The following is a 14,402-nucleotide window of genomic DNA, read 5'->3' as shown; positions in this document are numbered from 1 at the left end:
ATTACAGATTGATATTTACACCTAACGAGAACGTACGTCCGGCAGACAGCAGACCACGGTCGATGCCCTGGGTGAGAACACCTCCGGCTATGCCGCAATCTGGGTCGCCACCGAGGTAACGTGTGATAGTGAACAGGTTAGACGCATTTCCCCATATCGTAATGCCTTGCAGATATTCGCTCTGCACGGGCAGGTAATAGCTGAGCGTGACAGAAGCCAGTTTCAGATAACTGCCGTCTTCTATCCAACGGTCGCTGAAACGGCTGTTGCCCATCGGGTCTTTATAATTGACACGAGGTATGTCGGTAACCTGTCCCTCGGTTGTCCAACGATTGGCCGTAGCCGTGGTCTGGTTGAGGTACAGGCTTCCACCCTCCAACAACGAGCGCTGGTAGTTGAAAATATCATTGCCCACCGAATAGTTAAACACCGCATTAAGCGTCAGGTTCTTCCATGTAAAGGTGGTGAAGATATTTCCATAGATATCCGGATTGGGATCACCTATGACACAACGGTCGTTGTCGTCGATAAGTCCATTATTATCAAAATCAACGAAACGCATGTCACCGGCCTGGAAATACTCACGCTCTCCGTTCTTCTTCAAGATATATTTACCGGCAGATGCGGCTTCTTCCGTAGTAGAATAAACCCCGTTTGTCTTCCAACCGTAGAAGAGTCCGACCGGGCCACCGACCTGTGTCAGCACGGTTGCGCCATAAATATCTGTCTCAAAAGGCTTGTTGCCGTCAGGCAGTGCCGTAACCTCATTCTTATAGTGACCGACAGACGCACCCACTTCCCACTTGAAATCTTTCAAGTTGAGAGCCTTTACACTCAATGACGCATCAAACCCGGTGTTCTCCAACTTACCGTCGTTGCTCCAGCTCTCAGCCAGTCCGCTTGTCCAGGCAAGGCTGTGAAGGGTAAGGAGGTTGGATGTCCAGCTCTTGAACACATTGAAACGCACATTCACACGGTTGTCAAGGAAACTTCCTTCCAGACCGGCCGTAAGCCGTCTTGTTGTCTCCCACTGCAACTCCGTGTTTCCGATATTTCCGATAGAAATACCGTCTGCAGATGAGCCAAGCATGGAATTGGCAATGAAATATGTCTTTGAGGCTGTATAATCAATGTTGTCATTACCTGTCACATCGAAACCGGCATTCAGTTTGAGATAGTCAAGACCTTTTATTCCGGCCAACCACTTTTCATTCGTCATCACCCATGATGCCTCCACACTCGGGAACAATCCCCATGGAACATTAAACAGGTTCAATCCACCGGCATCCTCGCCGAAACGTGAGGATGTCTGAGCGGACAGACCGGCGCTAAGATAATACTTACCCGCAAAGTTATAGTCGGCAAGTCCGTACCATGTTATCTCACGTACATTGTTATTAGCTCCGCCGGTACGCTTGAACAGCAACGAATTGCTCATCTGAGGAGTCTTGTCGTTACCGGTGTTGAAGCCGCTCTGCTTCGTAAGTTTATAATCCGAGGAAAGGTACCTTACACCTCCGTAAACAGATATTACGTGCGCTCCGTAACGGTTGTTCCAGTTAATACGCGTATCACTTTGTATTCCGGTCTGGCGTGCAGCCATACTTTGAGCTATATTACGAAGCTCCGTATCATCATCATATTCATCCTTTGTAAAAGGAGGCACACCCTGCATAGGCAGGTAATAAATCTCATTGACATTGGCCAGAGACAACGTGAAATGCTCCATCAAGGAAAGATGCTTGTTTATCTGGAACTTAGGCATGACGGAAAACATTATAAGACGATTGCCGAAAGTATTTCTGTTCTTGCCATCTCCGTGTTCAAGAATGCTGAGCGGATTTGCCAATGAATTGTCACCACCGATATAATCATCCGCCTCCGACAAATAATGACTCAGATTGCCCTTTTTGTCATAAGCATAGGGTGACAGGAAAGGAGCCTTGGCCAATCCGAGAAATCCGGGAGCCGTGACTACATTATTAAGCGGATCCACAATGGCTCCGTCATCACGGAGATTACGGTCCACATCGCTATAAAACGCGTCAAAACGTACATCAAAGTTGCGGAACACTTCTATATCGCTGTTCAGACGCATGTTGAAACGCTTGTAATCGTTGTTCTTCAAGGTGCTGTTGCCTATCGAATAGCCGACAGACAGGTTATAGCTCGCCACATTATCACCACCCTGCACGTTTATACCGTAATTCTGCGAGAAGGCATTCTCATAAACAAGATCCGCCCAGTCGGTTTGGTTGTGGTATTGCTTGTAGTAATAATAATTGGGATCGCTGTTAAGGAACTTCATACTACCGACGTCACTTACCTGATTGGCCAACAGTTGGGTCGTATAAAGACGATAGCCGTCGGCATCAAGCATCTTAGGCAAACGCGGAGTAAGCTCATAGCTTCCATTGATGGTGACATCGATTTTCGTTGCCATGCTCTTGCTGCGTTTTGTCTTGATGTTGATAACTCCATTGGCGCCTTTCGCTCCGTAAAGTGCCGTACCGTTCTTTATCACGTTCACGCTTTCTATGTCGTTAACATTGATATTGGCAAGAATGTTGTTAAAATAACCGTCATGAAGCATGGTGTTGTCATACTGCATGTCCATTATCACATCATCGATAATAACGAGCGGCTGGGCGTTTATCTGCAAAGAGTTAAGACCGGCGATAGTCATTATATTGCCGAGACCTACATTTCCGCCGCGCGACACGGAACGTACATGCGCTCCAAGTCTCTGCTGGATCAGCGGGTCAAGACTTACTTCTGCCGTGTTGTCGAAGCCGGAGGCCGTGACAGAGACGGTAGCAGTCGTATTCTGAGAGTAACCGGGAGTAAAAGCCGAAACATAAAGACGGCCGTTCGCCTTACCATCGGATATCGCGGTCTGATGATAATTGTAACCGTCCACTTTCATTCCCACAGACGATGTATATACAGGAACTTTCAGCTCATACTGTCCTTTATCGTCTGTCATAGCCGTATAACGGGCATCGCCATAGGCCTCGACGATAACACCGGCTATTGGTTTTCCGGAAGCAGCGTCGGTCACATGACCGCTTACTGTCTTCATGTTCTCCTGCGCTGTCGCCGTGATGCCGGCAAACAGCATTGCTGACATAATATATTTTTTCATCATTCTTCAGATTTAGAGGTTCGTGGTCTGAGATAGATACAGTCAAGATACATCTCGCGGTTGTATTCCGAGTTCTCACGAGGAAGGATTGAACATGTAAGCTGTACGCTTATCTTTATATCCTGCTGGTCAAAGTTACAAGCCGGGAACTCAAAGTTTTCGGCAAGAACCACTGTATCAACCTTTAACGGATCGTTTTTAAACTGTGTATTACCGCAGTTGAAAGTCTTCTTGTTGCCAAGTTCGTCGACATAGTTTATAGTAGCCTTGAACTTGCACGGACGCAAATCCGGATTTACCTTGTCTGCCACCGATTTCGGCAGGATCACCGCACATACATCGTACTTGGCACTCAACGTATTGTTCACACGGTAAGTCATAGTCCAGTTTGAAGTCGCTTTCAATGCCACGATATCAAGATACGCGCCTTCCGATATACTGTCTGCCGACATTCTACGGGTCGTATAGTTACAATCCTTACTTACTGTTATCAAAGCCTGGTCCTCGCCTTCACTCCTAAGTTCGGTAAAGAATGTCGTTTCAGGAGTAAAAGGCCATTCCGCTGTCTTGTAAAGAATACCGTTGCTGCATTCCACCTTAGTTGCATTACTCAATATTCCACCCTGTTCAAAAGGTTTATAGAACACATGATACTTCGGCTCTAATTTATTGTACTGAACAGATTTAAGAGAATCCGTAACCGATTCCTGGGTAGTCATGGTGAAAATGGCATCATCAAGCAACGCACGGTTTGTCCAATAATGCTGTATCGAGTCGCTCTTCAGCACCTTGCTGTCATAGCGGTAATACTGCTTGGCCATTTCCCACGCTTTGTTCCATCCATCTCTGGTAGGTGCGACCATCCAGTATGTAGAGTCCTCGTCATTGATAAGCCCTATCACCGAGAGCATCTTGTTGCGCTCTATAATAACCGAGTCAACATATACGGGTACACCTTCTACAATTCCGCTCGACACGGATGCATCCGCATCGAAATAGTCTTCATCGTAAACACGAAGGAAATCACCTATGTCGCTGAACTCATCCAAGTCACACACGTTCTCATAAATATTACGTACGAAAGGCAACGGCTGCTCACTTACATGGAGTATTCCGTTCTTGGCGTGCACATTCTTGTCAAGCAAATCTACACCTGAAATACCATTACCCTCCATTTCCACATGCTTTGAATTGAGCAACAGCATCTTGGACTGGGCGGCGGTCACGCTGCAAAGCGAGCGTGACACATGATTCATAACAAATGATTTCTCCACCACCGAGTCACCGCTGTTCGTCTGCGTGAGCCTTATCAACTCGTCTTTATCAAACGTTCCATTTACTGGAGCCACGACAGTGAAAGCCTGTCCGCCGTCAAGCAGCTCGGCATAGCTCACGGGAGTCTTCTTATGCTGTCTGAAAACCTTGGTGTTTTCAAGTACCTCGCAGAAATCCGTAAGTCTGCTGTCAGCCTTCATCTGTTGCCACAAAGTCACATTTCCGGCTCCGGCCGCATCGTCCGTACCTTCATAATGGTCGTCCCAGTCGGTACATCCCACGATAGCCAGCGGACAAGTCGCAAATGCGAGTCCTGCCAGTTGATATACTATATTCTTTATTTTCATAAAAGTCATATTCTTAAATGATGCTTATTATAAATTGTCATTAATGAGTGTCCTCACCTTCCGGACTTCCGTAAATGCTTTTCGGACAAAGCTCGATATAGTCAAACGACCAGTAAGCATTGGGGTCTTTAAGCACCTGACGGAAACGCAGATAATTCGGCTTGTCTGCCTGAAGATATCTCGTAGCCAAAACACGACGCAACGTCCAGCTCAACTCACGCAATGTCTGGTCCGCATCCCACGGGCGATAACAGTCGGGCGATTTCATGTAACCGCGGTTGTGCATAGCCTTATCATTGGCCACATTCTCTTCATCGTCATCCGTATCGGCAATCCAGCCGATAGTAGGATCGGGACCGTATACACGCAGGTCGACCGGAATGCCGCAAGGATCTTCATTGAGATACACCTGTACCACACCACGCTCTGCATTTGCAGTATATCCGAGCCTTATCTCATAAGTTCCGTCCGGAACCGGCGGCAACTTTATAGTCAGGTCAAACACTCCGCTCACACAGACAGCGTTACCTTCGTATGAGTTCCAATAGCCGACATCACTGTGAACACCTACATAAGTACCTTCACGTGCCACCCAATCGGTGATATAACCGTTCTTGAAACCGGTAAGAATATCCTCGCCATAACGGCCACGGCCATTGCAGTTCATAAAGTCGGGGCTGAGAGCGGTAGCGTCTATACGGATGCGGCAGTTGAGCACCTTGTCACGAACCTCGGGGGTATAAGCAAGTATTCTGTCAACATAATGGTATACACCGTTAAGCGCATTCTGGTCTATCGAGCCGGACTCGGAAGGAGAAAGCACCTTCACGCCGCGCACCGTCACATTGTTCTGCAGTCCCTTTCTGTTGATGAACAGACCGGCGGAAGGACCGCAGAAACGCATTATCGTTCCCGGGCACATCGTCTCATAGAACTCTTCCGGATCACTTACCGACGTAAGCCAGCAGTGCTCACGCATCTCACCCGAGCAAACCCAACTGTTATACTGTCCCACACGAGGCAGAAGATGATAGCTTACAAAACGGTTGAGCGGGTTCTTGCGGTGCGTGTAATCATCATCATACAGACCCGCGTCTTCCGGATATGTCTGATCATAAACCGATTTCGCATAACGTATAAGTCCGTTTATATCATTTATCCCGGCTTTCTCGTATACCTCATCCGTCTCCACGAACGCCGTATATTTGAAATAACGCTTCTCCGGCCAGAAAGAACGGGTCATCAACGCCGAACCGCTGGTACAGCGAACCATCACACCCTCATGCACAGAGTCTTCGCCACAGAAATACGTCTCATCGATATACTTTGTCAGGGAGTCCGCCATTCCCGTAAGCCGCAACGCCTGGGAGAAGATGGTAAGAGTGGAGTCTTCCGCTATCTTGTCCGCGAGCAACAGGTTACTTGCCGATATCACATTATCAATACTGTGCACCACACCATTGGTCACAGAATCGTCACGGGTAACCATGCGCGATGTCTTGTTCACATAGTAAACCAAGGCATTGTCGTTCATCACGTCAGAATCGGAAGACAATACAATATAAGCATCGTCCATATTCAACTGGGGCAAAGTTCCCTCACCGATATCGGTTGTGAAGAACGCGCCTTTCTTTATTATGTGCGTACGTACTATCGTGTCGCAAGTCTCTGTCGGTATATTGTCCACCGAGCCATAGCCCGAGCGGGCAAGGAACCTCTGTATACCATCGTTGTTCGGGGCGAAAACGGTAAACTCACCGTAAGTGCCGAGCATCGCGAAGTAAGGAGTACGCTTCAGTATTTTGTTGAACTCACTGAACTGATCGTTGTTCTCTTCAAGGAAACTCGCCGCTGTCAACTTCGTGGATGAATAATAATTCACGGGTATGTCATCATCGTTGCAACTCATAAGAGCGGCGATGAAGCAAAGACATGAGCAAAGAATTATTTTATTTAACTTCATAGTCATAACTGTAATATTTCTGAATATCTTGTTTACTTGGTCAACTCCGAATCTTCTCCGGCCATATAGGCGGGATTCTGCTTCAGCAACGGATTGGCTTTAAGTTCACTCTTGGAATACGGGAAATATATGATGTTCGGATTTGCCAGCTTTATCTTGATGGCATTCACGTTCTCGATATACTTACGCGTGGCAAGGGTTATCAGACGGTCGTTGTTGCCGTCACGGCGTGCGAAACGCACAAGGTCGAACCAGCGCTTTCCCTCATAGAGGAACTCACGGTGACGCTCCGCGAGCAACAACTCTTCCATCGACTCCTTTGAGGAAACATAGTCTTCCATCTTCAAAGTATCCGAGCGTGAAGTATTTGTCACGTCGTTTGCACGCTTGTTCACAGTGTTGATGAGAGCGAACGCTTTCTTGTAGCCGTCTTCCGCGCCACGTTCTATTTCCGCCTCCGCCTTCATCAGGATTACATCAGACAAGCGATAGAATATCCAATTGGACACAGTCGGAGTACCTTTCGAAGTCATCAAACCCAAATCTTTCTCAGAAGTTATGTTCTGGTTCTTGAAAGAAACATTCTGGTACACATACTTACTTATAAAGTAACGAGATCCGTCGACTCCTACGCTTGAATAGGCCCGGCAGTCCGTCTTCTTGAATATAGTATGATTGCCTACAGCCACATCCTTGCGAAGGAAATCGGGAGCACTCAGATACCCATTATTGCTATTCGCTCCATCTACATAAAATCTTCCGACCCATGTATTCAACCTGGTGGTATTAGTACGGAAATAAATTTCGAAAATGCTCTCAAACGAGTTTCCGCTACCGAATATGCTATTATACGAGTTTCCGCATTGTGTCCTTCCCACCGGCTTGTCAAGTATCATAGGGATGTCACCGAAAAGAGCTATATCTGTCGGAGCTCCATCACGGATAACCATCTCATCATACTGATTGCGCTTGAAATCGAGCACAAGATCACAATAATGAATACACTTATCATAATCTCCCTTCCAAAGATACATGTCGGCCAGCAGCGCATATATAGCCTGGCGCGTGATGCGGCTTGAATTACGGTATGCGTTATTGCTGTCGTCCGCATAGTAACGGCGGACGGCATCGTCTTTCACCTTTTCAAGATCGGCAATACATGTGTCAAGCACCGTCTCAAACGAAGACGCGGGTATTATGTACCTCTGTGCGTCATCTATACTCGGCTCTTTCGAGTATGGAACATCACGGAACGTGCGTATAAGATAGAAATAGCACAAAGCCCTTATCGCCGAAGCCTGAGCCATGTCAGATCTCATCTCATCCTCCGTGTAGTTCGGGTCTATCGCCTGTACGCCCGGGGCGTAATGGCACACGGTGTTGCAACGGTTTATCACGTCATATATCGCCGCCCAACTGCAATAAGGGTTCGAAGGAAGGATATTTTCTTTCAGTATCTCATTCACCTCGTTTGGAACGTTTGTACCGAGACGCATATTCTCCGAACGTATCTCACCCCACAGTCCCAGCCGATTGATGCATTCATTTATTTCCAGCGCTTCATAACATCCGTTCACGTTACTCGTGACATCGCTTTTCTCTGTCCAGTAGTTTTCGAGCACCACATCGTTCAGAGGCAGAATATCAAGGAAGTCCGAACAGCTTGTCAGTCCGAATGACGCACCCAATGCTATTATAATGTTATTTATTGTCTTCTTCATATCCTATCATTTAAAATTGTACAGTAAGACCGAATGTGAATGATTTGGCACGCGGTGTCTTGGCATTGTCTGTCACAATACCGAGATTGCCATATCCCACTTCCGGATCGGCGCCGGAATATTTTGTCAGGCACAACAGATTGTTTGCCGACAGGTATACATTAAGCATGCTCAATCCTATCTTCTTCACGAACTTAGGTTCGAATGAGTAAGACAGCTGAGTATAGTTCAGACGCACGAAAGAACCGTCCTCCACGAAACGATCCGAGCCAAGCCAGTTGTAACCCGCCTGACGGAGCGCACGGGGCACTTCCGTTATATCGCCCTCAACACGCCAGCGCCAGTTCACGGCACGGCTCTGGTTGTTGTTTGTATACATGTTCTCGGCATTCATACGTGCCGCGTTTATAATCTTGTTGCCGAAACGGAAGTTAAACTGGTTGTTCCATGAAAGGCGTCCCCATGACAACTTAAATCCGAAACCTCCGGTAACCTTGGGCAGTGACGAGCCGAGATAAACGATGTCAAGCTCGTTGATCTGTCCGTCATGGTTTATGTCTTCATATATGGCGTCGCCACCCTTAAACTCATACTCTGCGGATGTACCGTAGCAGAAAGTCATCGGCTTTGTCCTGTTGCTCTCGTCAATAAACACTTTTCCGTTAGCGTCACGCACCACGGGAGCGTTGGGGCCGCTCACACCGGGCACTTCCTTCTCCGAATACTCCGAATACTGGTATACACCCTTGTATTTAAATCCGTAGATGCTTCCCAAAGCGCGGTTGAGCTCCACTCGTGAAAGATACGAGCCGTTACTGCGGTTAAACTCATTGTTGAGCGAAGCGAGACAAGTCTCGTCCATTTCGGTTATCTGGTTCTTGTTGTTCGCAAAGGTGATGTTGAAATCCAGTCCGAATTTTCCGGCCTTTACGATACGGTTACCGTTGATGTTGAACTCCCATCCCACGTTCTTCATCTTACCTACGTTCTGATAGGCAAGGGTCGGGAAACCGGAAGAAGTCGGTATACCTCTATTCTGCATCAACAGGTCTGTCACATATTGAGCGTAGATCTCCACGTTACCGGTAAGTTTCTCATTGAAGAAACCGAAGTCTATACCGAGGTTGTATGTCTCCGTCTGCTCCCATTTCAGGTTCTTCAACTGTATGTTCTGCGGATGTATACTACCCTCGTTCATATATCCGGCACCGTTGGCGTACTTACTGAAATATAAGTACTCGGCATTTGGCTGTTTACCCACGATACCCCATCCCGGACGAACAGAGAGCATGGATATCCACGGGAATGTCTTTTCGAACCAAGGCTCCTTGCTGATATTCCAGCGTAAGGACACGGCAGGGAAATTACCCCATCTCTGGTCCGGACCGAACTTCGTGCTTCCGTCACGGCGCACCGAGAAGTCGAAAGCATAGCGTTTCTTGTATGCATAGTGCAGAGAATACGTCAGATATATGCTGCGCCACTGTCCGCTACCCGTGTTCATCTCGGCTATCAACGCCGGAGCGCCTGGGCTTGTGATACTGCCCGACGGCAATCCCCATGTCACAGTATGCTGGGATGTCGAGTTACCATCCGTCAACTGTCCGCGAAGCAACATCATCATCGAGTGGTCCTCGTTGCGGAAATGAGGAGTGAAAGTAAGAGTATGTGTCGTGGTCACTCCGAGGCTCTTTGAAGAGTTGGCCGTCGTGCGGTTGCTCTGCTTCTTGTCCGTGTCGTTCCATCCGCGTGTGTTCAATGACGACGGCATGAACATATCCTCATATTTATTGAATATGTTGAATACCACCTTACCTTCGTATGTGAGTCTCGTCTTGTCGTCGCTCAGTCCGAGCAGGTTGTACTTCAACTTAAACTCAGGCACGATGTTGTAGCTCGTCTCGTCGTTCTCTGCCAGATGGGCTACCGCCACCGGATTCATGTGATCCAACTGGTCGCGCAATGCCGGCGAAATGGTGGGTAGCATGTTGTAGAACTCACCGAGATCATTCCCGTATCTGTCTTGCTCGTATATCGACACGTTCGGCATACGTATATAAGCGGTAGCCAAAAGGTCGGCCGCGTTCTTCTTGTTCTTGGTGTAAGTGAGGGCGATATTGGTCTCAATCGCTATTCGGTCGCTCACATTATAATCAAGATTGACACGCGACGTGAAACGGTCAAGTTGCTGCTTGATGATAGAACCGGTCTCATGGTCATATCCGGCCGCGATACGGAATCTCGCTTTCTCTCCTCCTCCCGTCAGCGCAAGCGAGTGGTTCTGCCGCCATCCGGTCTGCTTCACCGCTTTCAGCCAGTCGGTATTGTTGTTATACATTTCATATTCCGAGAATGACGGATTGTAATTCAATTCCGGAATATCGCTCGTGGCGTCGCTCAATTTCGGATTGAAATACTCTTCTTTCAGCAACATGGTGTACTCGTCACCGTTGAGCATCTCATATCCGTTGGGCTGGTAAGTGCCCGTGAGGCGGAAAGAGTAAGACACTCTCGTGCGACCTCGTATACCGCGCTTCGTCTTTATCTCGATTACGCCGTTGGCGCCCTGCGATCCCCATATTGCGGTCGCGGCCGCGTCTTTGAGCACCGAGATGCTCTCTATATCGTCGGGATTGACATTGAGAAGTTCAGCGAACTTCTCGTCATTGGCCGACTGGAAGTCAAAGTCGTTAGTGTTTGTCTCCCAGACATTGCCGTCGACAACTATCAGAGGCTCGGCCGAACTGTTGATGGTCGACACACCGCGGAGGCGCATCGATGAGCCGGATCCGAGGTTACCCGAATTCGCCACGATGTCAAGACCGGCAATACGTCCTTGAAGCGCCTCATCGACAGTTGTCATCGACAATCCGTCAAACTCGGACATGTTTATGGTCTGGCGTGATGACGACACCTCGTCCATAGGAATGGACAAGCCCGAGCCTTGCGCCCTGCGGCGTGAAGTCACGGTCACTTCCTTTATCTGCGTGGCATCTGTCATCTTTACCACGAAGCGTGTCTTGTTTATCGGCATTGTGACTGTCTTGTATCCTACGAAAGATACACGCAGACGGTTTTTAGGACTTTTCAGCTTGAACGAGAAGTTACCGCTCATGTCTGTGACGGTAGAAGCCACGATACGGTTCGCCGCGTCTACCTCTACCACATTAGCCATCATCACCGGGCCAAAAGCATCGGTCACGGTTCCGCTGACTATGTCGCCTGCCTTTTGTGCCATGGCTCCCTGACAGAAGCATAGCCCCATACAGGAGTACAACAGTGCTTTTTTTATCTTGGTATCCATAATTAATTTTCAATTGGGTCTTTTATTAATAACAGCGGTCTATTTATCAAATGTACCACGGCTGATGACGTTGTCTCTATTCGGCCGGCCTGCGTCTTGTCTATGTGATCATACTGATACTCGCGTGCCATGCGATTGTAAATACGCTCATCGTCGGTCAGCACCTTGCGTGTATTTCCACCCTCGTCGCGGATGGTGATGCCGTTTTCGTCCAGTTGTGATGTCAGACGATGGAAACGTCCTGTCTCCGGGTTTATCAACGCCGTCTCATAGTCTCCGCTCTCATCGGCGGCACCTATGAACAGCGAATTGTCCTGCAAATGATATTTCACGAAATTGACAATGGCGAGCGAGTCGCGTGTCTTCTCGGCCAACAGTCCGGCATTTTCCAATCCTTCCACCTGCTCCCATGTGGGCAGCTTACCTGCCTGCTGCATAGCCTTTATGCTCTCGTTGGTAGGCACGTATACGGTGTAATGATATGTATTGAATGTGGAAATGTTGTCACCGCCGCAAGCATTGCGGTTGAGGTGTATCTGCTCCAACAGGCCTGTACCGTCGAGCAAATCCAGGAACGCAGAATATCTCTCGTCGCTTGCCAGTACATCGCGCACGGTGTGGCGCGTACCCAAGATGGGACCTCCGTCAAGTATATATGTCTTTCCGTTACCGTCTTTGGTCTGATCGTATATGTCGGTCACCACGAGCGGACTGCCTTCATTTATCTGGTAACTGCCCTCTACGGTCATGCTTCCGGCTCCGTTATTGACATTATTCACACGGATCTCAGTGCCTCCCTTAGTACGGTAGTAGGTCTTTCCGTCTTCCACATTACCTATTACAATATGTGTGTTCAGAATGTCGTTCAGCCTGTTCTTCACCTGGTCGGTAGAGGCACGGCCGATAGAGTCGAGCACCTCACCCGTTGTCACGTCATAGTTGAATATTCCGGCCCACACCCTGTCCGTCTCCGGCTTGGTAGGATCGTAATGGAAACGGTAGAGCTGCGTCCTGCTCTTTCCGTAAGAACAAGGATCTATGTATTCCAGCATGGCCTTGTTTGTAGGCAGGAAGAAGCTGTAATAAGAATTAAGCGAGTTGAGATATACGTTATACTGCAACTGGTCGATACCCCAGTTGAGAATGTTCATCGTCTCGTTGATAAGGGCCGGAAAACTTACGCTCACATATGCCGTCGGAGAATAGACGCGGTTTGTCAGATATATGGCGCCGTTGCATCCGAGCCATACAGAGTCTACCGCTTCGGTCTTCACGCCCATCGGGTCGTTTGCGTCGTTGAGGATATCCTCAAACTTAGACGGCACAGATGATATGAAAGATGTGAGCATGTTGTTGTTGATAAGTTTTGAAACCACGTTGTCGGGCACATTCTCCCACGATCCGTAATAGTCTTTCAGCACACGGCCGGCACCATTGTTCCAATACTCTTCCATCGCCTCGTCGCTCGGCACCATCATCACGGCCATGTCTCTCTCCATGGCCACATTGCCGCCGAGGTCGTTATTTCCCGTATAATAAGCGTTCCACTCCGGGTCAAACTGCAACAGTCCGTTCACCGGAGTATTGTCAGGAGACATGTTCAAAGCCTCTCCATTCTGTGACTTCTCCGAGAAGAACCGCTTCTGGAACAGAGAGTCGGTCGTGCCATACATATCATTATAGCGCACATTCATCTCCTCGCCTACCCAATACGGAGCGCAGAAACGCTCCAAGAGCGAGTTAAACTTGCTCACATTGGGCTTACGGGCTATTATCTCTGCCATGTTGGACAATGGTGTCACCACCTCTTCCATCTTATGTATGAATCCGTTGGAACACTTTATATTCGGATTTTCCACCTGCACACCGTTCACGCTGGCATCTCCGGCCTTGCGGTTGGTGGTGTAGTTGTACAGGAAGTTATAGTCTTCATTGGTGATCCGCTTCATTTCGAGCATCTTCTCTACAAAGTGAATCAACGGCACTGTGGAGTTATCACCCATACACACTATCTTGTTCGCTTCCTTGTATCTCTTCCAATAGGGATTGTCAGGCATCTGCTCCGCATTGAGCACCATTACAGAGTCGTAGGGTGTGTTCGACGCAAATCTGCGCATGCACTCGCCTTCGATAGGTCCCTCAACGCTCGACAGGCTGTTCAACTGCATCGAGTTGTCGATCATGTTGCCGAAAAGCAGCAGTTTTTTCTGCGACTCCGACAAGTCTTTGTAACTCTTCACTCCCCAAGTGTTGTTGGCATAGAAACGCTCGAATGCCGCGTCGTCCGCTACAAACAGGGTCTTCGAACCCGTCTTGCCCAGCACATTGCGATAGGACAAGTCGTCGATAATCCGAACCGTATTGGTATAATTGCCTTGCTCATCGAGCCAACTGTAAATCGAGGAACCCCACCCTGCGGGCGTTTCCTTGTCCAAGTCGTACTCCGAACAAGACGTCGGACCAAGAGCTCCTGCCATAAGCACAACCCCGGCTAACAGCCAATGACGGCTTCTTCTAACGAATTGTTTTTCGGTTTTCATAATTTTTTGGTTTGATTATTTGATTTTGAATATTTTTATTAAAGTTAGTTAACTACATGGTATTCCAATTATGCCTTTTTAAATTTTCACGAACAAAGTTAACAAAA

6 protein-coding genes are annotated in these 14,402 nt (G+C 48.2%); all 6 read right to left on the bottom strand.

Features of this window, described 5'->3' with window-relative positions:
- Position 1: 1 nt before the first annotated feature.
- The 6 genes from HPS53_RS08595 to HPS53_RS08570 are packed head-to-tail and all read right to left on the bottom strand — an operon-like array spanning position 2 to position 14,295.
- Entirely contained in the window at positions 2-3,130 is a 3,129-nt protein-coding gene (locus HPS53_RS08595; RefSeq protein WP_253942859.1) for a SusC/RagA family TonB-linked outer membrane protein, read from the bottom strand.
- Positions 3,131-3,144: 14 nt separating this feature from the next.
- Positions 3,145-4,767 (bottom strand): hypothetical protein, encoded by a 1,623-nt coding sequence (locus HPS53_RS08590; protein ID WP_253942858.1) that lies wholly within the window; start codon positions 4,765-4,767, stop codon positions 3,145-3,147.
- A 40-nt stretch (positions 4,768-4,807) separates the two neighbouring features.
- Positions 4,808-6,730, bottom strand: a complete 1,923-nt coding sequence (locus HPS53_RS08585) for a fasciclin domain-containing protein (protein WP_253942857.1) — start codon at positions 6,728-6,730, stop codon at positions 4,808-4,810.
- Positions 6,731-6,762: 32 nt separating this feature from the next.
- Positions 6,763-8,451 carry a RagB/SusD family nutrient uptake outer membrane protein gene (locus tag HPS53_RS08580; RefSeq protein WP_172205658.1) on the bottom strand — a complete coding sequence of 563 codons (1,689 nt, stop codon included), beginning with the start codon at positions 8,449-8,451 and terminating at the stop codon, positions 6,763-6,765.
- Positions 8,452-8,461: 10 nt separating this feature from the next.
- The gene (locus HPS53_RS08575) at positions 8,462-11,716 is read right to left on the bottom strand and encodes a SusC/RagA family TonB-linked outer membrane protein (protein WP_172205698.1); all 3,255 of its coding nucleotides are present in this window, start codon (positions 11,714-11,716) and stop codon (positions 8,462-8,464) included.
- A 41-nt stretch (positions 11,717-11,757) separates the two neighbouring features.
- Entirely contained in the window at positions 11,758-14,295 is a 2,538-nt protein-coding gene (locus HPS53_RS08570; protein ID WP_253942855.1) for a hypothetical protein, read from the bottom strand.
- Positions 14,296-14,402: the final 107 nt, after the last annotated feature.

It is taken from the genome of Prevotella sp. PTAC (genome assembly GCF_013166535.1).
In the GTDB taxonomy this organism is placed as follows: domain Bacteria; phylum Bacteroidota; class Bacteroidia; order Bacteroidales; family Bacteroidaceae; genus Prevotella.
This window is presented reverse-complemented; position numbering and strand designations above follow the sequence as displayed.

What these genes read in the sequence shown, in the direction of transcription:
- HPS53_RS08585 (WP_253942857.1), bottom strand. Translation starts at nt 6,730, where the DNA reads ATGAAGTTAAATAAAATAATTCTTTGCTCATGTCTTTGCTTCATCGCC.
- HPS53_RS08590 (WP_253942858.1), bottom strand. Translation starts at nt 4,767, where the DNA reads ATGAAAATAAAGAATATAGTATATCAACTGGCAGGACTCGCATTTGCG.
- HPS53_RS08595 (WP_253942859.1), bottom strand. Translation starts at nt 3,130, where the DNA reads ATGTCAGCAATGCTGTTTGCCGGCATCACGGCGACAGCGCAGGAGAAC.
- HPS53_RS08570 (WP_253942855.1), bottom strand. Translation starts at nt 14,295, where the DNA reads ATGAAAACCGAAAAACAATTCGTTAGAAGAAGCCGTCATTGGCTGTTA.
- HPS53_RS08575 (WP_172205698.1), bottom strand. Translation starts at nt 11,716, where the DNA reads ATGGGGCTATGCTTCTGTCAGGGAGCCATGGCACAAAAGGCAGGCGAC.
- HPS53_RS08580 (WP_172205658.1), bottom strand. Translation starts at nt 8,451, where the DNA reads ATGAAGAAGACAATAAATAACATTATAATAGCATTGGGTGCGTCATTC.